Raw genomic sequence first — 20,231 nt, forward strand, 5'->3', positions numbered from 1 at the left:
TCACGCCGGCACCCCGATCGGTTCGGCGATCACGTCGTCGATCAGCCGGGTGCACCACTGCAGCAGCTCCTGGTCGCGGAGCGGCTGACCGGCGACCGGCCGGGTGGCAGGTCTCGGCACCAGGATCGTACGCAGTTGCGGCTTCACCAGACTCTTCGGGTACAGCCTGTTCAGCCGGAGCACCTTCGAATCGGGCAGCTCGACCGGCCCGAACCGGATCAGATTGCCCTGCAGCGTGACGTCGTGCAGACCGGCCTGGCGGGCGTGGTTGCGGAACTTCGCCACCTCGACCAGGTTCAGCACCGGCTGCGGGATGTCGCCGTACCGGTCGTGCAACTCCTCGACCAGCTCGGCGACGCCGTCCTCGTCGCGGACGGCGGCCAGCCGCTGGTACATCTCCAGCCGCAGCCGCTGCGACGGGATGTAGTCGTGCGGCAGGTGCGCGTCGATCGGCAGCTCGATCTTGACCTCGGGCTCCTCGGTCTGGGTGTCGCCGCGGTACTCGGCCACCGCCTCGCCGACGAGCCGGACGTACAGGTCGAAGCCGACGTCGGCGATGTGGCCGGACTGCTCACCGCCGAGCAGGTTGCCGGCGCCGCGGATCTCCAGGTCCTTCATCGCGACCGCCATGCCGCCGCCCAGGTCGGCGTGCTGCGCGATGGTGGCCAGCCGGTCGTGCGCGGTCTCGGTCAGCGGCTTCTCCGGCGGGAAGAAGAAGTACGCGTACGCGCGCTCCCGGCCCCGGCCGACCCGGCCCCGGAGCTGGTGCAGCTGGGACAGGCCGAGCAGGTCGGCGCGCTCGACGATCATCGTGTTCGCGTTGGAGATGTCGATACCGGACTCGACGATCGTCGTACAGACGATCACATCGGACTGCTTCTCCCAGAAGCCCTGGATCACCTGCTCGAGGTGGTGCTCCGGCATCTGGCCGTGTGCGACCGACACCCGCGCCTCGGGCACGAGCTGGCGGATCCGGGCGGCGGCCTTCTCGATCGTGTTCACCCGGTTGTGGACGACGAAGACCTGACCCTCGCGGAGCAGCTCGCGCCGGATCGCGGCGGTCACCTGGCCTTCCTCGTACGCGCCGACGAAGGTCAGCACCGGGTGCCGCTCCTCCGGCGGGGTGGCGATCGTCGACATCTCCCGGATGCCGGTGATCGACATCTCCAGCGTCCGCGGGATCGGCGTCGCCGACATGGTCAGTACGTCGACCGCGGTCCGCAACCGCTTCAGCTGTTCCTTGTGCTCGACGCCGAACCGCTGCTCCTCGTCGACCACGACCAGCCCGAGGTCCTTGAACGCGACCTCGCCGCTGAACAGCCGGTGCGTTCCGATCACCACGTCGACCGACCCGTCGGCGAGACCGTCGACCGTGGCCTTGGCTTCCTTGTCGGTCTGGAACCGCGACAGCGGCGCCACGTTCACCGGGAAGGCGGCGTACCGCTCGGCGAAGGTCGCGTAATGCTGCTGCACGAGCAGCGTCGTCGGCACCAGGATCGCGACCTGCTTGCCGTCCTGCACCGCCTTGAACGCGGCCCGGACGGCGATCTCGGTCTTGCCGTAGCCGACGTCACCGCAGACGATCCGGTCCATCGGCATCACGCGCTCCATGTCGCGCTTCACGTCGTCGATGGTGGCCAACTGGTCCGGCGTCTCCACGAACGGGAACGCGTCCTCCAGTTCGCGCTGCCACGGGGTGTCGACCGCGAACGCGTGGCCCTTGGTCGCCTGGCGGGCGGCGTACAGCTTGATCAGCTCGCCGGCGATCTGGCGGACCGCCTTACGGGCACGGCCCTTGCGCTTGGCCCAGTCGCCGCCGCCCATCTTGTCCAGGCTCGGCTGCTCGCCGCCGACGTACCGGGTGACCTGGTCGAGCTGGTCGGTCGGCACGTACAGCCGGTCGCCGGGCTGGCCGCGCTTGCTCGGTGCGAACTCGATGACGACGTACTCGCGGGTGGCCTTCTGCGTGCCGGTTCCGACGGTCCGCTGCATCATCTCGACGTACCGGCCGACGCCGTGCTGCTCGTGGACGACGAAGTCGCCGGGCTGCAGCTCGAGCGGGTCGATCGTCTTCTTCCGCCGGCTCGGCATCCGTTGCTGGGAACGCCGTTCGGCCATCGACCGCTGACCGGCCAGGTCGTTCTCGGTGAGGACGGCGAATTTGATGCCGTCGGCAATGAATCCGTGGTCGAGCTGACCCTGTGAGATCAGCACGACGCCCGGCTCGGGGATCTCGTCGATGCCCTCGACCACCCGGGCAGGCAGCTCGGCTTCGGACAACACCTCGGCCAGACGCTGGGCGGGACCATGACCCTCAGTCACGCAGACGATGCGCCAGCCGTTCCGCAGCCAGCCGCGGATGTCCTCGACGGCGGCCGCGGTCTCACCGCGGTACGGATCGACCTCGTGGGCGGCGATCGCCCGGCTCCGGACCGCACCCGCGTCCGGGTCGATGTCGAACGAGACCCGCTCGCCCATCGAGTCGCGTAGCTCGGGCGCGTCGGTCGGCGCCGCGGCGAACGGCGACATGCTCCACCAGGCCAGGCCGTTGCTCAGCGCATGCGACCGGACATCGCCGAGGGAGATGTACGCCGCCGCACCCAGATCGATCGGCGCCTCGCCACCACCGGCAGCGGCCGCCCACGACGCTTCCAAGAACTCCTGGCTGGTCGCGACCAGGTCGTGTGCCCGGGCCCGCACCCGCTCAGGGTCGCTGACCACGACATGGGTCCCGGCCGGCATCAAGTCGACCAGCAACTCCATCTCGTCGACGAGAACCGGGGCCAGCGACTCCATGCCCTCCACGGCATGCCCTTCGGCCAGCTTCTCGAACAGCTCGGCGAGCTCCGGGTGCTCCTTCGCCAGTACGGCGGCCCGCGAGCGCACCTCGTCGGTCAGCAGCAACTCACGGCACGGGGGTGCCCACAGGCCGTGCTCGGCGATCTCCAGCGACCGCTGGTCGGCGACCGCGAAGTACCGGATCTCCTCTACGTCGTCGCCGAAGAAGTCCACCCGCAGCGGGTGCTCCTCGGTCGGCGGGAACACGTCGATGATGCCGCCGCGGACCGCGAACTCACCGCGCCGCTCGACCAGGTCGACCCGGTGGTACGCCGCCCCGGCCAACTGCTCGACGACGTCCTCGAGCTCGACCGTGTCACCGACGTGCAACTGCACCGGCTTCAGGTCCGCGAGACCGGCGACCTGCGGCTGCAGCACGGACCGCACCGGCGCGACCAGGATCTTGATCGGCCCGGTGGTCTCGTCCGACGGGTCGGGATGAACCAGGCGCCGCAGTACGGCGAGACGCCGGCCGACCGTGTCGGACCGGGGCGAGAGCCGCTCGTGCGGAAGGGTCTCCCAGGCCGGGTAGTAGGCGACGTTGGCGGGATCGACCAGGCATTGCAGGGCCTCGGTGAGCTCCTCGGCCTCGCGGAACGTCGCCGTCACCGCGAGCACCGGGCGGTCGGCGCCCTTCTGCTCGGACGCGAGCGCGGCGAGCAGGACCGGGCGCACCGGGCCAGGCGTGCTCAGGTCGAGTGTCGTGACGCCCTCGGTTCGGGCGTCGCGAACGGCCTCGGCCACCACCGGATCGGTGATCAGGGTGTCGACCAGACCGCTCAGCTTCACGAGTTGTACTTCCCTTGGGTTGCATCGAGGCCGTCGGTGAGCAGCGACTCCACCGCGTCCGCCGTACGATCCACCGCGAACGGCAGGTCCTTGCGCTCGGTGGCGGAGAACTCGTTCAGGACGAAGTCGGCAGGGTTCTGCCGGCCCGGTGGACGACCCACACCGAACCGGACTCGATAGTACTCACCGGTGCCAAGCGATTTCCGCAGCGACTTGAGCCCGTTGTGGCCGTTGTCGCCGCCGCCGAACTTGGCCCGCAGGACGCCGAAGTCGATATCCAGCTCGTCGTGCACCACGACCAGGCCGGTCGGTTCGACCTTGAAGAACTTCATCAGCCCGGACACCGGTCCGCCGGACTCGTTCATGTACGACCGGGGTTTGGCCAGCACGGTCCGGATGCCGCTGATCCGGGTCTCGATCACCTCGGACCGGACCTGCTTGTGCTGCTTCCACTTGCCGCCGGTGCGGTCGGCCAGCTCGTCGGCGACGAGGTGACCGATGTTGTGCCGGGTGCGGGCATAGGAAGGGCCGGGATTCCCCAGTCCGACGACCAACCACACGTCGTCCGCCACGGATCCCGGCCCTCCTGCTGTGTCTGGGTGCTGAGGCGCAACCTTACTCGGCGGCCGCGGCCACCGGCTCCTCGGCCGGAGCCTCCGGCTCGTCCCGCTCGATGCCGGCCTCGGCCTCGGCGTCGGCCAGCTCGGCCTCGGCCTGCTCGGCGGTCTGCTGGGCGGTGACGTTCACGATCAGGGTGTCCGGCTCGATGGCCAGCGTGGTCCCGCTCGGCAGCTCGATGTCGGACGCGTGCAGCTGGGCGCCGACCTCGAGGCCCTCGATGGACAGCGTGACGCCGTCCGGGATGTGGGTCGCCTCGGCCTCGACCAGGATGCTCGGGTGCTCCAGCACGACCAGGGTTTCGCTGACGGCCTCGCCCTCGAGGTGGACGGCGATGTCCACCTGGACCTTCTCGCCGCGCCTCACGATGACCAGGTCGACGTGCTCGATGAAGCCCTTCAGCGGGTCACGCTGGACCTGCTTCGGCAGCGCGAGGTGGCTCTCGCCGTCCTCGACCTCGATCAGCAGCAGGGCGTTGGCGGTCTTCAGGGCCAGCATGGTGTCGTGACCGGGCAGCGTGATGTGCACCGGGTCACTGCCGTGGCCGTACAGGACTGCGGGAACCTTGTTGTCCCGGCGGATTCGGCGGGCAGCACCCTTGCCGAACTCCGTGCGCGATTCGGCTTGGATCTTGACCTCGGCCACGAGATGAACTCCTCAGGTGCGTTGCGGTGATCTGTTGTCAGGTGGAACTCGGCTGCGGCCTCAGCGGGCGCTTTGTGACCCCGGAGAAGGCGTCAGGCAACGAACCACCGCGTCGATCACGGAGCCGCGCCCAACAGTTCTCGGGGGGCGTCCCTCGCCGAGGCAACCAAAACAGTCTACCCATCACTGCGCCCGGACAGGAAATCCGTTCTTCAGCTGCCGTTCAGCGGCACCAGGCGGTGTTTTTTCCCCGGAGGGCTATACCGGAATCCACTGGACCTGCCGTCCGCTACGTTGCCCGCGTGTTTGCGTTCAGCCTGATCAGCGTCCTGTTCGCCGGTATGGTGCTCGCGGCCGTCGCCGTACTGATCGTCGTGCTGATGAAGAACCGCCAGGACTTCCTCCGGCGGCGGGCGGCGGAGGCGGCGTCCTTCGGCTGGGTTCTGACCCCGCCGAACCCCTGGCTGATCGAGGTCACCGCCCGGCTGTTCCAGCGCGGCCGGCCCGGCGAGATGTTCGCGGGCGACTTCCGCGGTCGCGGTCTGTGCGTCCTCGAGTACACCTACACGACCAGCTCGGGCTCGAAAGGTCAGACACAGAACCACACCGTGCACGTGGTCGCGCTCAATCTGCCGGTCGCGTTGCCGCCGCTGACGCTCACCAGGGACTCGGGTCTCAAACGGATGTTCGGCGGCCGTGATCTGGAGCTGGAGAGCGAGGCGTTCAACGACGCGTTCCGGGTCGGCTGCGAGGACGACCGGTATGCCTCGGCCGTCCTGCATCCGCGGATGATGGAGTGGATGCTGTTCAACCGCGGCCTGGAGTGGCAGTTCGCCGGGAACGCGCTCGTCTCCTGGGGCCACGGTTCCTTCGTCGTTCGCGACGTGCTCGCCCGGCTGGAGGCGATGGCCGGTGTGATCGACCGCATCCCGCCGTACGTCGTCCGCGACTACGGCAAGCCGACGTACTAGCTGAGCTTCGTCCAGACCTGGCGGAGGGCTCGGGCGGCGTCGCCTTCCAGACCGGCGTCGTCCAGCGTCTCCGCGAGCTCGTCGAACTCCGGGCCCCAGCGCCACGCGACGCGGCGGAGCTGCTCAGGCAGCGACGGGTCTTGGAGCGAGCTGGCATCGCCGCGGACCTGCTGTGCGGTCAGGGCCTCGGTGACGCCGTGCTTCTCGGCGAGCTGGAAGGCGAGGACCGCGAGGGCTGCCTTCCCCTTGTTGTAGAGCGCGTACGACGACTTGGCTGCGCTGGCCGCACCGGGCTGATCGCCGACCACCATGGGCGTGACCGCGGTCCCGGCCCACAGGCCGGCGGCCTGCTCGGCGGCTGAGCCGGACAGCATCAGGTGCGTCGGACTCGGCCCACCGGTCGGCGGTGGGCCAATCACACCGGCATCCACGAACGTGGCCTGGGAGACCGCCTCCTGCGCTTCCCGCAGCGACTTCGGCGACAACGGGTTCGCCTCGATGTAGAGACCGTCGAACCCGGCCCGACCGACCTGTACGGCGATGTCCACCGCGCCCTGTGGTGCACACGAGCACAACACCGCCTCGGCCGCACCGACCGCCTCGGCGAACGGCGTACCGATCAACCCTGCTGCCTCGGCGCGCGCCGTACTCTCCGGACTCCGCCCTTCCGGCACCCAGTGCACTTCGTGGCCTGCGGCAACCAGTTGCGCGGCCAGTTTCGAACCCATCGCGCCGGGGTGGAACACAGCGATCCGCATGGAGCCCATCCTCTGAGAAGCGGTCAGTGCTCCCCAAGATATGCCAGTACGGCGAGGACGCGGCGGTGCTGCTCGTCGTTGGTGTGGAGGCCGAGTTTGGACAGGATGCTGCCGACGTGGGTCTCCACGGTGCGCTCGGTCAGGAACAGCCGGCGCCCAATGCCGACGTTGGTGCAGCCCTCGGCCATCAGCGTGAGTACCTCACGTTCCCGCGGCGTCAGCGGCGCGAGCCGGTCGTCGGACCGCTGGCGGCCGAGGAGCCGGGTGACCACTTCGGGGTCGAGGGCTGACCCACCGGCCGCGACCCGGTCGAGCGCGTCCAGGAACTCGTCGACCGCGAGCACCCGATCCTTCAGCAGGTAGCCGAACCGGCCGGTCGCGACCAGCTCGACCGAGTGCCGGGTCTCGATGTGCTGGGACAGCAGCACGATGGCCAGCCCGGGATGCAGCATCCGGAGCCGGCGCGCCGCCCGGGCCCCGTCGTCGGTCTGGTCGGGCGGCATCCGGATGTCGATCACCGCCAGGTCGGGTGAGGTCTGCGCGACCACGGTCATCAGGCTTGGTGCGTCCGGCGCGAGGCCGACGATCTCGTGCCCGGCGTCGGCCAGCAACCGCGCCAGCCCTTCCCGGAACAACGCCGAGTCCTCCCCGATCACGATCCGCATCATCCGCCCCCGTTCACGATCGACCTCGTCCGCCCGTTCACGATCCGCATGGCAGCACCGCCTCGACCGTCGTACCGCGGCCGGCCGGGCTCCGGAGGTTCAGCGACCCACCCACCGCAGCCACCCGATCCAGCAACCCGCTCAGTCCCGACCCCGGACGCGGCGCCGCACCACCACACCCGTCGTCCTCGATCAGCACCGTGACCTGCTCGGTCGAGTGCGACACCCGGACCGCGATCGAGGTCGCGTTCGCGTACTTCGCCGCGTTCGTCACCGCCTCGGCCGCCACGAAGTACGCCGTCGTGGCCAGCTCCTCAGGCAGGTCCGACGGGATCTGCAGCCGGACTGGAATCGGCAGCGACTGCGTGATCGCGCTCAAGGCGGCATGCAGGCCGTCGTCCAGGCTGGTCGGCCGCAACCCGTGCGCGATCTGGCGCAACTCCGCGACCGCCGTGGCCAGCTCCGCGACCCCCTGATCGAGCAGCCCGTCGACGTCCACCGTCCCGTCGTCCAGGTGCCGCTGCGCCAACCGCATCGCCATCCCCAACGAGACGAGCCGCTGCTGAGCCCCGTCGTGGAGATCCCGCTCGAGCCGCCGCCGCTCTTCGTCACCCGCCTGCACAAGTCGCGCCCGGCTCGCCTCCACCTCCCGCAAGGCCCCGGCCAACTCAGCCCTGAGCCTCGTCACTTCAACCAGACTGGCCGCCCCAGCCGCCACTGCCTTCAGTACGGCGGGACTGGTCGAATCCGACGCGAGTACGCCGATCTGCGCACCACCCAGCATCACCGGAACCAGCTGTGGGCTGCCGACCGGCGTACCAGCGGCATCGACGAACCCCGACGCGCCAGGGATCAGCAGACCGACACGAAGACCCGGGTCGCGCAGTGCGGTGCGCAGAGCGGCCTCCAGCTCCTCCGGTTGGGCCTGCTCGGTGTGGATCCGGCGTTGCAGGTCATCGATCGCCAGCAACGCTGCGCGCCGCGGTGGGTAGAGCCGGCGATCCACCGAGCGCTGCAGTCTCGTCCGGAGTGGTGAGAGGACTAGGGCGCAGACCGCTGTGGCTGCGGCGGCCACAACTGCGGAGTCGCTGAGGACCAGCCCAAGTGATACTGCCGCCACCGCGTAGGTGCCCAGGAGGACGACCATCACGATGCCGTAGGTGACGGTGTCGGCCAGCACGCGGTCGACGTCGTACAGGTCGTGCCGGAGCATCGCCACCGCGACGGAGACCGGGAGGGATAGCAGCGCGACGAGACCGAAGACCGTCGCCACGATGCCGGTGTCACCGGTGACGACAATCTCGGCGAGGCAGACGAGCGGGTAGAGAACGGCGGCCACTCCGGCGAGCGACAGCCACTTGACCTGTGCCCGGACCTTGCCGGTCGACCGGCGGTACCGGATCACCACAGAGACGGCCGATGCCAAACACAGAGCCAGGAAGGCGGCGAACACGACTTCGCTCAGCACCTGGAGCGGCCGCGGCAGGGCGCCGTACGGGCGAGGTAGCTCCTGCAGAGGTGAGAGGAAGGGCGTTGTGGCGAACGCGCCGAAGACCTGTTGCGCGGTGCAGAGCAGCAGCAACGCCGGTGGAACGGGTCGCCAGCGCGGGCTGACCAGTTGACCGTTCGGGAAGTACAGCAGCAACAGGCTGACCGCGGCGAGCAGCCACCAACCACTCTCGTCCAGCCAAGCAACGACCCGGGTGTCCAGGCGCAGCCCCTCGGCGTTGTAGTAGACGTCGCGGGCCGTCAGGAAGACCGTGATCGCGCCGATCCAGCCGAGGAGTGCGCCGACCAAGGGTTCACGCCGGCTGACCACGAGTCCGAGCGCTGCGATAGCAGTCCCGATCGCGGCGAGGCCGATGAAGTTCCGGAGCGTGTGCGGGCCGGTGCTGTACGCGATCAGCAGCCAGGAACCTCCCGCGACCATCACCAGGACGAGCAGGAAGGTACCGAGCGCGACCCACCGCGGCCACCGCATGTCGTCAGAGTAAGTCCGCAGTACGCCGGACGGCTCCGAGCCAGCACGGAGACCGCCTCCGTGTCGGCTCCGATGTGTCGAGTGGCCCGTCCGACGTTTCCTGAGGTCGTCAGCTCACATCTCGGAGGATCACCATGACGACCCAAACTGCTCCCAGCCCGACCGTTGCCGATCCCGTGCTCCGGCGCCGGGTCGGAATCGTTGCCTTGCTGCTGGCGCTCACCGCCGTCGCAGCGGTCTCGGGCGGACTGCTCTGGCCGGAGCCGGCCGCAGGCGGCGAGACCTACGCCCACAGCGACATCCAGCCCGTCCGCGATCTGTGGTGGGGGCTGCTGGTGGTTCTCAGTGCCGCACTCGTGATCAACGTGACGGCCCAGGCGCTGCTGACCACGTTCCTCGTGCGCCGCCGCGGCTCCGCGTGGGCGACGACAGGTGCCGTCATGATGTGGATCGGCACCGCGCTGTACGCCGTCGGAGGCGCCGGCTGGGCGGCCGCGTACTACTTCGCCACCGCACCCGGGGTCGACGCGAGCGTGATCGAGCGGATCAACGACGACTCCGCCCACCTGTTCGGCATGCTGATCCCCGGCGCCCTACTGATTGCCCTCGGCACCGTGATCCAGGCCGTCGGCCTCTGGCGCTCGCACGCCGTACCACGCTGGATCCCCCTGCTCTGGCTGACGATCGTGGCGACCTTCATCGTCCCCGGCAACGGTGTCGCCGGCCTGCTCACCGCCTTGCCGATGACAGCCGCCTCACTGGGTACGGCGTACTACGCCTGGCGTCGGGCCTGACGGTCAGGAGGCGGGACGCTACCCCTCGTCGTCGTGGGGTCCGAACCGTTGCCCAGGGACGCGGCCGGGTGCAGCGTGGAGGAAACAGCGGATCTCTGGGGAGGGACTCCAATGAGCGAGAACGCAATGGGGCGCCGCCAGGCGCTGAGGGGTGCGGGCATCGCCGCGGGTGGTGTGGCGATTGCCGGACTGGCGACTGCCACGCCGGCGGTGGCCGACAACGACAACGGGCTGCTCGGCAGCTGGATGTGCCGCCGGCAGGACGACGGCTCATCCGAGACGGTACGGCTGGTTCTGAGCTTCGCCGCGGGTGACGTGTTCGTGTCCCACGACATCAGCCCGGCCTCACCGCCGTTCACCGGTACCTGGTCGCGGCACGGCAAGTCGTTCCGGGCGACCTTCTGGACCGGGTTGGCAGGCGAGGAAGGACCGGGATCGGTCGGACCGACGGTCCGGGTCCGGCTCAGGGGCGTCCTGTCACACGGCAAGATCTCGGGGACCTACCGGGTCACCGTGTTCGCGCCGAACAGCGAGACCGAGGTGCTCGACTCCGCGACCGGGAAGGTGACCGGACGCCGGATCAGCGCCTGACGGTGTGCGCGCCTGACCGGCCGGCTGGGGAGGACGTCTGACGGTCAGGCGCGGCCGTCGAACAGGCTGGTCACCGAGCCGTCCTCGAAGACCTCGCGGATGGCCCGGCTGATCAGCGGCGCGATGGACAGCTCGGTCAGCTTGTCGAACCGTCGGTCCTCGGCGATCGGCAGCGTGTTCGTGACGATCACCTCGCTGGCCTGGCAGTTCTTCAGCCGGTCCACCGCCGGGCCGGACAGGATCGCGTGGGTCGCGGCGATCACCACACCCGCCGCGCCGTCGGCGTACAGCGCGTCGGCCGCCTTGGTGATGGTGCCGGCGGTGTCGATCATGTCGTCGACCAGGATGCAGACCCGGCCCTTGACCTCACCGACGACCCGGTTGGCGACCATCTCGTTCGGCCGGTCGATGTCGCGGGTCTTGTGGATGAAGGCCAGCGGTGCGCCGCTGAGGCGGGCCGACCACTGCTCGGCCACCTTGATCCGGCCGGCGTCCGGCGACACCACGGCCAGCTGCTGGTCGCCGTACTTCTCCTGCACGTACTTGCTCAGGATCGGCAGCGCCATGAGGTGGTCCACCGGGCCGTCGAAGAAGCCCTGGATCTGCGAGGTGTGCAGGTCGACGCAGATCAGCCGGTTCGCGCCGGCGGTCTTGAACAGGTCGGCCATCAGCCGGGCCGAGATCGGCTCGCGGCCGCGGTGCTTCTTGTCCTGCCGGGCGTACCCGTAGAACGGCAGCACCACGGTGATCCGCTTGGCCGACGCCCGCTTCAGCGCGTCGACCATGATCAGCTGCTCCATGATCCACTCGTTGATCGGCGAGGTGTGGCTCTGGATCACGAACGCGTCGCTGCCCCGGACCGACTCCTCGAACCGGACGTAGATCTCGCCGTTGGCGAAGTCGTACGCCGAGGTCGGGACCAGGCCGGCGCCGAGCTGCTCGGCGACCTGCTCGGCCAGACCGGGGTGAGCCCGGCCGGAGAACACCATCAGGTTCTTCTCGGTGGTTCGCTTCATCCCGCTCATGGCCGGCCTCCCGTTACGCCTTGTCGCCAGTGTCGCCCACAGCGCCGTTGTCCGCCTGCTGTGCAGCGTCGGTCTGCTGTGCGGCCAGGGCCTCTTCCGCGGCCTTGGCGGTCTTGGTGCCGGCGCGCTTGCGGGCCACCCAGCCCTTGATGTTGCGCTGCCGGGCCCGCGCGACCGCGATCTCACCCGGGCCGACGTCCTCGGTCAGCGCCGTACCGGCGGCCAGATACGCGCCGTCCGCGATCGTCCGCGGCGCGACCAGCACCGAGTTGCTGCCGATGAACGAGTGCTTGCCGACGTGCGTCGGGTGCTTCGCGACCCCGTCGTAGTTGGCGAAGATCGTGCCGGCGCCGATGTTCGCGCCCTCGCCGATCGTCGCGTCACCGGCGTACGTGAGGTGCGGCACCTTGGCGCCGTCGCCGATGCTGGTGTTCTTGGTCTCGACGAACGTCCCGATCTTGCCTTTCACGCCCACCGACGTACCGGGGCGGAGGTAGGCGAACGGACCGACCGACGCTCCGTCGCCGATGACCGAGCTGGAGCCGTGCGCCCGGATGATCGTGGCGTTCTCGCCGATCTCTACGTCGGTCAGCGTCGTGTCCGGGCCGATCGTCGTACCGCTCCCGACCGTGGTCGCGCCGTGCAGCTGGATGTTCGGTAGCAGGGTGACGTCGCGGGCCACCTGGACGGTCTGGTCGACCCAGGTCGTGTTCGGGTCGACGATCGTGACACCGTCGCGCATCAGTTTGTCGAGCGTACGGCGGTTCAGCTCGGCCCGGAGCGTGGCCAGCTGGACGCGGTCGTTCACGCCCTCGGTCTGCATCGCGTCGTCGGTCGAGTAGGCACCGACCCGCTTGCCGTCCTGCCGGGCGATCGCGAGTACGTCGGTCAGGTAGAGCTCGCCCTGCGCGTTGTCGGTGGTGATCCGGGCCAGGCCGTCGCGCAGCGTGGCCGCGTCGAACACGTAGATCCCGGCGTTGATCTCGTCGATCTGGCGCTGCTGCGGCGACGCGTCCTTGTGCTCGACGATCCCGGCGACGGTGCCGTCCTCGCCCGGGATGATCCGCCCGTACCCGGTCGGGTCAGGCACCCGCGCGGTCAGTACAGTCACCGCGTTGCCGTGCTTGTCGTGCGCGCCGACCAGCTCCTGCAGGGTCTCCGCCTCGAGCAGCGGTACGTCGCCCGACGTCACCACGACCGAGCCGTCGAAGTCCGCCGGTACGGCGGTCAGGCCGGCGCGGACCGCGTCACCGGTGCCCAGCTGCTGCTCCTGGACGGCGGTCTTCGCACCTGGGTCGACGTCCTTGAGGTGAGCCTCGACCAGCTCGCGGCCGTTGCCGACGACGACCACCAAGTGCTCCGGGGCGAGTGCACGGGCGGTGACCACCGCGTGCCCGACGAGACTGCGCCCGCCGATCTCGTGCAACACCTTCGGGGTCGCCGATTTCATCCGGGTTCCCAGACCGGCGGCCATGATCACGACCGCCGCGGGACGATGGGAAGTCACGCGGTCTTCTCCTCGAGTTCCCTGCGAGTTCTGGAACAAGTATCTGCACAGGCACTCGAAACGGTGCCCGCGCAAGCCTACTTGCTCCCCCGACCGCACCCCGCACCCGGCCGGAGGAACCGCGTGACCGGTCTCACTCCCACCCTCTGCTCACCCCGGTAACTCTGCGTGCCACTCACTTGCGGGGCAGCTGGAGGTGACCACCGCGGTCGGCTGAAGGTTCCGGACGTAGATCGTCCGGAAACGGTTCTACGGTGGCTGTATGAGCAGGCCGGCATAACCAGCCGCCACCCTGAGCGCTGCAATCCTGGACGAGTCAGAGGCCGGTCCATCAGGCAAGGAGCTTTCATGAGTTTGTCGCTCGGAGCAGTCGTGTTGAACGTGCCGGACATCAACGGCTCGGCGCCCTTCTGGAGCGAGGCCCTCGGGTACGACGCCCGCCCGGACAACCCCGCCTTCCTCGGGCCCAGGAACGGCGCGGGCACCCGCCTTCACCTCGACGAGACCGACCGCACCCACCTCGACCTCTGGGTCGACCGCAACACCTCAACCCTGGAAACCGAGGTCGACCGCCTGATCGCCCTGGGCGCTCAGCGGGTCGAGTGGGAGTACCCGCCGGACGCCGACTTCGTCGTACTCGCCGCCCCGGACGGCACCCTCTTCTGCATCATCGAGTGAGCAGGCGATCTCCATGGCTACCCCGCGAGGTCAGCCGAATGATCGCTCGTCGAAGCTGAGGCTGCCGCGTTCGGCCGACGAGAGCATCTGGCGGCGGACGTGTTGGGGCGGTCGACGGAGGTACTGCGTGTAGCCGGCGGATCGGAGCCGGAGGTCGAAGTTCTGACCCTCGATGTGCCAGAGCGGATCGGGTGCGTCGTCCGGCGGATCGAGGCGATGGATGTCGGCGATCTCCAGCAGCTCGTGCAGCGGGCCGAGATCGCCCTCGATGCCCCAGGCCCGCTCGAACACGAGCGTCGCCGGCGAGATCCAGAAGGTGAAATACCGCTGCCCTCGGGCGGGATCCACCCACTTCAGGACGTAGTCGAGGTCGAACAGCATCCGCGCCGGCGGAAGCGTGTCGTCGTCGTACTCATCGATGCTCAAGGCATGGATCCGGCAGTCGTGCCAGCCCATCTCCGCGAAGTCGGCATCCGTCCAGGTCGCCTTCGTCAGCCCCGACGGCTCATGCGGCAGCACAATCACGGGGCCAGTATCTCTGCAGCTAGTGCCAGGATGGCGGAATGATGGACGCGATCCCCGAGAAGCGCCTGGAGGTTCTCCGACAGGTGGCCGAGCTGGTGCCCGGTGCGGTTGGTGAGAATTGCGTCCGGGTGGGCGTCGACGGCGTCGACGGCTCGGGCAAGACCGTCTTCGCCGATGAGCTGGCCGCTGTCCTCCGGAGCCTCGGCAGGTACGTCGTACGCGTATCCGTGGATGACTTCCACAACGTCCGCAGCACGCGATACCGCCGCGGCCGCCTGTCGCCTGACGGGTTCTGGCTCGACTCCTTCAACTACGACCGCCTACGCGCCGACGTCCTCACGCCGCGCGGACCCGGCGGCTCACGGCGGTATCGCCCGGCGGCACACGACCTCACCAGCGACCAGGTCCTCGACCCTCCCTACGAGGTCGCTCCACCCAGCACAGTCTTGGTTGCCGACGGCCTCTTCTTCCACCGCGACGAACTATCCGACGCCTGGGAGTTCTCGATCTTCCTCGACGTCCCCTTCGAGGTGACAGCCGCCCGCATGGCGACCCGAGACGGCACAAGCCCCGACCCCAACCACCCCACCATGCAGCGGTACGTCGGAGCCCAACAGCTCTACTTCAACGCCTGCACACCACACCAACGCGCCACCATCCTCATCGACAACACCACCCTCGAAGCCCCCCACCTGATCCACGTCAGCTAGCGCGGCCAGGACCCGTCGGCGGGGCGGGATGGCGTTGGGATGCCCGAACCGGTCTGCTCATCCTCTCGGGATGATCCGAGATCGAGCTGAGCGCGGGATCGTGAATTGAGTTTCCGCGCGGGGCGGTGTGTCAAAGCCGACTGAGGCCGGTCATCAAGGTTGTCCGCTGCGATCCGTCGGTTGGTCCAGACGAAGAGGGGTTGCGGCAGATGGGCGAGTTGGTCACATATGCGGACGGTGAGCCGTTCTCGGGGGTTATCGGTCGCACGAGTGACGAGTCGAGTCCGGCGTGGCCGACACCGCCGCAAGCACGCGAGGGAGCGCCGAACGTGCTGATGTTCGTCCTCGACGATGTCGGCTTCGGGCAGCTGTCGTGTTTCGGCGGACTGGTGGAAACGCCGGTGCTGGACCAGTTGGCGAACAACGGCCTGCGCTACACCAACATGCACACCACGGCGCTCTGCTCACCATCACGCGGAGCCATCCTCACCGGGCGGAACCACCACTCGCTGGGCCTGGCTACCATCGCCGAGACGTCCACCGGTTACCCCGGGTACAACGCCATCCTGCCGTTCGACAAGGGCATGCTCAGCGAGATGCTGCGGCCGCAGGGCTACAACACCTTCCTGGTCGGCAAGTGGCACCTCTCTCCACCCGAACACGAGACCCCAGCAGGTCCTTACGACCGCTGGCCCCTCGGTCGTGGTTTCGAGCGGTTCTACGGCTTCCTCGGGGGCGACACCAACCAGTGGTATCCCGAGCTGGTCTACGACAACCACTCGGTCGAACCGCCCGCACGTCCCGAGGACGGCTACCACCTGAGCAGCGACCTGGCCGACAGGGCGATCGAGTTCGTCAAGGACGCGCACGTCAACGCCCCGGACAAGCCGTTCTACCTGCACTACTGCACCGGCGCCGGCCACGCGCCGCACCATGTGTCGAAGGAGTGGGCCGACAAGTACAAGGGCAAGTTCGACGGGGGCTGGGACGAGTACCGCAAGGTCGTCCACGCCCGCCAACTGGAGATGGGCATCATCCCGCCCGGCACAGAGCTGTCCGCCCACGACCCCGACGTCCCTGAGTGGGACACCCTGCCGGAGAACGCGAAACGCGTCTACGCGCGGATGATGGAGGTGTACGCCGGCTTCGTCAGCTACACCGACCACGAGTTCGGACGCGTCATCAGCTTCCTGGAGGAGATCGGCGAGCTCGACAACACCCTCTTCCTGCTGATCTCCGACAACGGCGCCAGCTCCGAGGGCGGACCGGTCGGTTCACTCAACGAGATGATGTTCTTCAACAACGTGCCGGAGTCGATGGACGAGAACCTCGAACGGATCGACGAGATCGGTGGCCCCAACGTCTTCAACCACTACGCCTGGGGCTGGACGAACGCCGGCAACACCCCCTTCCGACGGTGGAAGCGCGAGACCTACCGCGGCGGCACCACCGACCCGTGCATCGTGTCGTGGCCGGCGCAGATCTCCGCACGAGGCGAGATCCGACGCCAGTACGCCCACATCATCGACCTGGTCCCCACGGTGCTCGACGCACTCGGCGTGGATCCGCCCAAGGACATTCGCGGTGTGACCCAGGCACCGATCGAGGGCGTGAGCTTCGCGCACACCTTCGACGCAGCTGATGCCGAGACCCGACACCACACGCAGTACTTCGAGATGTTCGGCCACCGCGCGATCTACCACGACGGCTGGCGCGCAGTCTGCCCGTGGCCCGGGCCGAGCTTCACCGAGGCAGCGAAGAAGGGGCGCCACTACGGGGACCCCATCGACGGCACAATCCTCGCTGACCTCGAAGCGAACGACTGGGAACTGTACGACCTCACCAACGACTACGCGGAGACCAAGAACCTGGCCGCCGAGAACCGCGACAAGGTGATCGACATGGTCGGCCGCTGGTGGGCCGAGGCCGGCAAGTACGACGTGATGCCGATCGACGGCTCGATGCTCCAGCGACTCAACGTCGAGCGCCCCTCCATCGCCAAGCCACGGGACACTTTCGTCTACTACCCCGGCGGAGCACCGGTACCGTTCTCAGCTGCCCCGAAGGTCTACAACCGGGCATTCAGCATCACAGCCGACGTACATGTCCCGGACAGCGGCGCTGAAGGGGTGCTACTGGCGCACGGCGGCCGCGTCGGCGGCTACTGCCTGTTCGTGAAGGACAGCAAGCTGCACTGCGCCTACAACTTCCTCGGCCGCGACATGTTCATCGTCGTATCCGACACGGACGTACCCCGAGGCGATGTCGCGTTGCGATACGAGTTCGAACCGACAGGTAAACCAGACTTCCAGGCTGGGAAAGGAGCGCCCGCCCAGGGCCAGCTCTACATCGACGGCAAGCTCGTCGGTGCCGTCGACATGCCGCACACCGTGCCCAACATCTTCAGCAGCGAGGGCCTCACCTGCGGCCGGGACGGCGGCAGCCGGGTGGCGAGTGACTACTACCAGGACGACTTCCCCTTCACCGGCACCCTCAAGCGCGTCACCATCGACCTCTCCGGAGACCTCATCGTCGACACCGCAACCGACATGAAAGTAGCCATGGCCCGCCAATAACGGCCAGTCCGGGTGGCGCATCAAACGCAGGCATCCCTGCACCGACCGCACCACTCGGACATCCGCAATCCGCACGTTGGCGCCTCGTGGACCCCGTCACGAGGCCGGCAGGCTTCAAGACCTGGCGCACGCCAGTTGGCGGAGCGCGCGTGGCGACGCGTGGGATGCAAGTCCGGGGCCCTGACCCATCGGGTGTGGGTCGTTGACAGCTGATGCGCTGCCGTGGGAAACGGTGCGACAGCCGAGCCCGCATGACAAACTCGTCAGGTGAGAGACAGTGACCCGACGACGGCGGAGCGAGGTTTCTTCGATGAGCTCTCGGCGCGTATGCCTGGGCTCCAGGATTGGTACCACGAGGATCCAGACGGCAGACCGTGGATGATTGTCTCCCCCGACGACGAGGGACCGGCCTTGGTCGTTTGTTAGCAAGTCCGTTGGCAAAACGGTCCCGGCATGACAGAACCCCTAGGTCAGAAGCGCTCTGACCTGGGGGTTCTTGTTGCTCCCCCGCCAGGTTTCGATCCTGGTCTTCGAGATTCAAAGTCTCGCGGGCTGCCGAGTACCCCACGGGGGATCGTGGTCGCCGGGACAGTTTGCCATGAATGGGGCGCACAACACGCTGAGGGGTTCCTTACCTACGCCTCCGTAGGTTACGGTAGCGTAGGTAAGCAGTCCTCCAGCCGAGGGAAACACGCCAATGACTCCACCCGCCGTTGCCGCACCGGAGGCGCCCACCCGCGCCCAGCAGGCCGACGAGCTCGACGTCGACACCGGAACGCTCGGGGGTGAGCAGAAGCGCCCGTGGGAGCAGGTGGCCCTGGCGTTGTTCATCGGTATTCCATTCCTTGCCGTCCTGGCCGCCGTACCGATCGCGTGGGGCGGGTTCCTGGGCTGGCGTGACATCGTGATCGCGGTGGTCTTCTACACGGTCGCCGGCCACGGCATCTCGATCGGTTTCCACCGGCTGTTCACGCACAAGTCGTTCAAGCCGAACCGGCCGATGAAGTACGCGCTCGCCATCGCCGGCTCGCTGGCGATCGAGGGCCCGGTGATCCGCTGGGTGGCCGACCACCGCAAGCACCACAAGTTCTCCGACCGCGACGGCGACCCGCACAGCCCGTGGAAGTACGGCACCAGCCTCGGCGCGCTGACCAAGGGATTCCTGCACGCGCACATCGGCTGGCTGTTCGACACCGAGCAGACCCCGCAGCGGCAGTACGCGCCGGATCTGTTGAAGGACAAGGACATCATCAGGGTGTCCCGGATGTTCCCGCTGCTGGTGACGATCTCGCTGCTCGCGCCGGCCGTCATCGGCGGGCTCTGGTCGTGGTCGATCGAGGGCGCGCTGACCGCGTTCTTCTGGGCCAGCCTGGTCCGGATCGCGCTGCTGCACCACGTCACCTGGTCGATCAACTCGATCTGCCACACCATCGGAGACCGGCCGTTCAAGAGCCGGGACAAGTCCGGCAACGTGTGGTGGCTGGCGATCCTGAGCCAGGGCGAGTCGTGGCACAACCTGCACCACTCCGACCCGACCTGCGCGCGACACGGCGTACTCCGCGGCCAACTCGACACGTCGGCCCGCTCCATCTGGTTCTTCGAGAAGATGGGCTGGGTCAGCGATGTCCGCTGGCCGGTGCGCGAGCGCCTGGAGGCCCGCCGGGTCGATGCGAACGCCAAGACGCCGCTGAAAGCGGCGGCTTGAGGCATCACCGGCAGTAAATCGCACCCCGGCAACACCCGAGTACGGCATGATGCTGACGTGATCTCGACGTGACGGAACCCAAACCGCGGCGGACCGGCCGAATCCGGATGACGAGTGCCGAACGTCGCGAACAACTCATCACCATCGCCCGTGGCCTGTTCGCCCAGAAGGGGTTCGAGGCGACATCGGTCGAGGAGATCGCGGCGCGCTCCGAGGTCTCCAAGCCGGTCGTGTACGAACACTTCGGCGGCAAGGAAGGCCTGTACGCCGTCGTCGTGGACCGCGAGGTCCGGGCGCTGCTCGACGGTGTCACCCAGTCGCTCACGGCCGGGCGCGCGCACGAACTGGTGGAGCAGGCGGCGCTCGCGCTGCTGGACTACATCGAGAACAACTCCGACGGCTTCCGCATCCTGGTGCGCGACTCGCCGGTCGGGTCGTCGAGCGGCTCGTTCATCTCGATCCTCAGCGATGTCGGCACCCGGGTCGAGCACATCCTGGCCGAGGAGTTCAAGCGCCGCGGCCTGGACCCGAAGAACGCGCCGATGTACGCGCAGATGCTGGTCGGCATGGTCGCGCTCACCGGTCAGTGGTGGCTGGACGCCCGCAAGCCGAAGAAACCGGACGTCGCCGCCCACCTGGTCAACCTCGCCTGGAACGGCCTGTCCGGCCTCGAGGCCAAGCCCACCCTGTCGACGAGACCGCACAAGTAGGTCCGAAGGACAGGAGGTACGGCGATCTCCGGCCGGCCGCCGAGCGTGAGCCACCCTCGCCGACCCGGTTGCGCACCACTACCTCCTGTCGTTAGGTCCCCGGTCGTACGTCGACATCCGCCCATGGAATGACCTCCCGGGCGAC

The 20,231-nt window shown here is 68.3% G+C and carries 17 protein-coding genes; 8 read left to right on the top strand and 9 right to left on the bottom strand.

Annotated elements, in window-relative coordinates; all coding sequences use genetic code 11:
- From mfd to EV652_RS08045, 3 genes are read right to left on the bottom strand one after another with little or no spacing between them, the layout of a single operon-like run.
- Entirely contained in the window at nucleotides 1-3,627 is a 3,627-nt protein-coding gene (gene mfd, locus EV652_RS08035) for a transcription-repair coupling factor (protein ID WP_132208347.1), read from the bottom strand.
- The gene (gene pth, locus EV652_RS08040; RefSeq protein ID WP_132208348.1) at nucleotides 3,624-4,199 is read right to left on the bottom strand and encodes an aminoacyl-tRNA hydrolase; all 576 of its coding nucleotides are present in this window, start codon (nucleotides 4,197-4,199) and stop codon (nucleotides 3,624-3,626) included. Before pth ends, mfd begins: the two co-directional genes overlap by 4 nt.
- 43 nt (nucleotides 4,200-4,242) lie before the next feature.
- Nucleotides 4,243-4,890: a 50S ribosomal protein L25/general stress protein Ctc gene (locus EV652_RS08045; protein WP_132208349.1), complete on the bottom strand. Its 648-nt coding sequence runs from the start codon at nucleotides 4,888-4,890 to the stop codon at nucleotides 4,243-4,245.
- Nucleotides 4,891-5,192: 302 nt separating this feature from the next.
- Here EV652_RS08045 and EV652_RS08050 point away from each other — a divergent pair, with 302 nt between their 5' ends.
- Nucleotides 5,193-5,861: a hypothetical protein gene (locus tag EV652_RS08050; RefSeq protein WP_132208350.1), complete on the top strand. Its 669-nt coding sequence runs from the start codon at nucleotides 5,193-5,195 to the stop codon at nucleotides 5,859-5,861.
- On the opposite strand, the gene EV652_RS08055 is transcribed toward EV652_RS08050, so the two are convergent.
- The 3 genes from EV652_RS08055 to EV652_RS08065 are packed head-to-tail and all read right to left on the bottom strand — an operon-like array spanning nucleotide 5,858 to nucleotide 9,265.
- Entirely contained in the window at nucleotides 5,858-6,619 is a 762-nt protein-coding gene (locus tag EV652_RS08055) for a DUF1932 domain-containing protein (RefSeq protein WP_132208351.1), read from the bottom strand. The two genes, EV652_RS08050 and EV652_RS08055, sit on opposite strands and share 4 nt — an antisense overlap.
- A gap of 23 nt (nucleotides 6,620-6,642) precedes the next feature.
- Nucleotides 6,643-7,287: a LuxR C-terminal-related transcriptional regulator gene (locus EV652_RS08060; RefSeq protein ID WP_439649045.1), complete on the bottom strand. Its 645-nt coding sequence runs from the start codon at nucleotides 7,285-7,287 to the stop codon at nucleotides 6,643-6,645.
- A 34-nt stretch (nucleotides 7,288-7,321) separates the two neighbouring features.
- Entirely contained in the window at nucleotides 7,322-9,265 is a 1,944-nt protein-coding gene (locus EV652_RS08065; protein ID WP_132208352.1) for a sensor histidine kinase, read from the bottom strand.
- A gap of 134 nt (nucleotides 9,266-9,399) precedes the next feature.
- Here EV652_RS08065 and EV652_RS08070 point away from each other — a divergent pair, with 134 nt between their 5' ends.
- Together EV652_RS08070 and EV652_RS08075 are read left to right on the top strand one after the other, a co-directional pair.
- Entirely contained in the window at nucleotides 9,400-10,059 is a 660-nt protein-coding gene (locus tag EV652_RS08070) for a hypothetical protein (protein ID WP_132208353.1), read from the top strand.
- Between the two features lie 111 nt (nucleotides 10,060-10,170).
- Entirely contained in the window at nucleotides 10,171-10,650 is a 480-nt protein-coding gene (locus EV652_RS08075) for a hypothetical protein (RefSeq protein ID WP_132208354.1), read from the top strand.
- Between the two features lie 44 nt (nucleotides 10,651-10,694).
- Here EV652_RS08075 and EV652_RS08080 read toward each other — a convergent pair whose 3' ends face one another.
- Together EV652_RS08080 and glmU are read right to left on the bottom strand one after the other, a co-directional pair.
- Nucleotides 10,695-11,675, bottom strand: a complete 981-nt coding sequence (locus EV652_RS08080) for a ribose-phosphate diphosphokinase (RefSeq protein ID WP_132208355.1) — start codon at nucleotides 11,673-11,675, stop codon at nucleotides 10,695-10,697.
- 13 nt (nucleotides 11,676-11,688) lie between these two features.
- The gene (glmU, locus tag EV652_RS08085; RefSeq protein ID WP_132208356.1) at nucleotides 11,689-13,182 is read right to left on the bottom strand and encodes a bifunctional UDP-N-acetylglucosamine diphosphorylase/glucosamine-1-phosphate N-acetyltransferase GlmU; all 1,494 of its coding nucleotides are present in this window, start codon (nucleotides 13,180-13,182) and stop codon (nucleotides 11,689-11,691) included.
- Nucleotides 13,183-13,530: 348 nt separating this feature from the next.
- Between glmU and EV652_RS08090 the strand changes: the two genes are divergently transcribed.
- A complete protein-coding gene (locus tag EV652_RS08090) occupies nucleotides 13,531-13,860 on the top strand; it encodes a VOC family protein (protein WP_132208357.1) in 330 nt (109 codons plus the stop codon).
- A gap of 30 nt (nucleotides 13,861-13,890) precedes the next feature.
- Here EV652_RS08090 and EV652_RS08095 read toward each other — a convergent pair whose 3' ends face one another.
- Nucleotides 13,891-14,385, bottom strand: a complete 495-nt coding sequence (locus tag EV652_RS08095) for a hypothetical protein (RefSeq protein ID WP_132208358.1) — start codon at nucleotides 14,383-14,385, stop codon at nucleotides 13,891-13,893.
- Nucleotides 14,386-14,423: 38 nt separating this feature from the next.
- On the opposite strand from EV652_RS08095, the gene EV652_RS08100 reads away from it, so the two are divergent.
- From EV652_RS08100 to EV652_RS08115, 4 genes are all read left to right on the top strand, one after another.
- Nucleotides 14,424-15,095: a nucleoside/nucleotide kinase family protein gene (locus EV652_RS08100; RefSeq protein WP_242001626.1), complete on the top strand. Its 672-nt coding sequence runs from the start codon at nucleotides 14,424-14,426 to the stop codon at nucleotides 15,093-15,095.
- A 209-nt stretch (nucleotides 15,096-15,304) separates the two neighbouring features.
- The gene (locus EV652_RS08105; RefSeq protein WP_132208359.1) at nucleotides 15,305-17,671 is read left to right on the top strand and encodes an arylsulfatase; all 2,367 of its coding nucleotides are present in this window, start codon (nucleotides 15,305-15,307) and stop codon (nucleotides 17,669-17,671) included.
- 697 nt (nucleotides 17,672-18,368) lie between these two features.
- Nucleotides 18,369-19,376 carry an acyl-CoA desaturase gene (locus tag EV652_RS08110; protein WP_132208360.1) on the top strand — a complete coding sequence of 336 codons (1,008 nt, stop codon included), beginning with the start codon at nucleotides 18,369-18,371 and terminating at the stop codon, nucleotides 19,374-19,376.
- A gap of 68 nt (nucleotides 19,377-19,444) precedes the next feature.
- Nucleotides 19,445-20,086, top strand: a complete 642-nt coding sequence (locus tag EV652_RS08115) for a TetR/AcrR family transcriptional regulator (RefSeq protein WP_132208361.1) — start codon at nucleotides 19,445-19,447, stop codon at nucleotides 20,084-20,086.
- The last annotated feature ends 145 nt before the right edge of the window (nucleotides 20,087-20,231 follow it).

Origin of the sequence: Kribbella steppae (assembly GCF_004342025.1) — a bacterium.
GTDB classification, from domain to species: Bacteria; Actinomycetota; Actinomycetes; order Propionibacteriales; family Kribbellaceae; genus Kribbella; species Kribbella steppae.

Bases quoted from the DNA above. Each gene is read 5' to 3' on its own strand.
- EV652_RS08100 (WP_242001626.1), top strand. From the start codon at position 14,424: ATGATGGACGCGATCCCCGAGAAGCGCCTGGAGGTTCTCCGACAGGTG.
- EV652_RS08105 (WP_132208359.1), top strand. From the start codon at position 15,305: ATGGGCGAGTTGGTCACATATGCGGACGGTGAGCCGTTCTCGGGGGTT.
- EV652_RS08080 (WP_132208355.1), bottom strand. From the start codon at position 11,675: ATGAGCGGGATGAAGCGAACCACCGAGAAGAACCTGATGGTGTTCTCC.
- EV652_RS08070 (WP_132208353.1), top strand. From the start codon at position 9,400: ATGACGACCCAAACTGCTCCCAGCCCGACCGTTGCCGATCCCGTGCTC.
- EV652_RS08075 (WP_132208354.1), top strand. From the start codon at position 10,171: ATGAGCGAGAACGCAATGGGGCGCCGCCAGGCGCTGAGGGGTGCGGGC.
- EV652_RS08060 (WP_439649045.1), bottom strand. From the start codon at position 7,287: ATGATGCGGATCGTGATCGGGGAGGACTCGGCGTTGTTCCGGGAAGGG.
- EV652_RS08055 (WP_132208351.1), bottom strand. From the start codon at position 6,619: ATGCGGATCGCTGTGTTCCACCCCGGCGCGATGGGTTCGAAACTGGCC.
- EV652_RS08110 (WP_132208360.1), top strand. From the start codon at position 18,369: ATGACTCCACCCGCCGTTGCCGCACCGGAGGCGCCCACCCGCGCCCAG.
- EV652_RS08065 (WP_132208352.1), bottom strand. From the start codon at position 9,265: ATGCGGTGGCCGCGGTGGGTCGCGCTCGGTACCTTCCTGCTCGTCCTG.
- EV652_RS08090 (WP_132208357.1), top strand. From the start codon at position 13,531: ATGAGTTTGTCGCTCGGAGCAGTCGTGTTGAACGTGCCGGACATCAAC.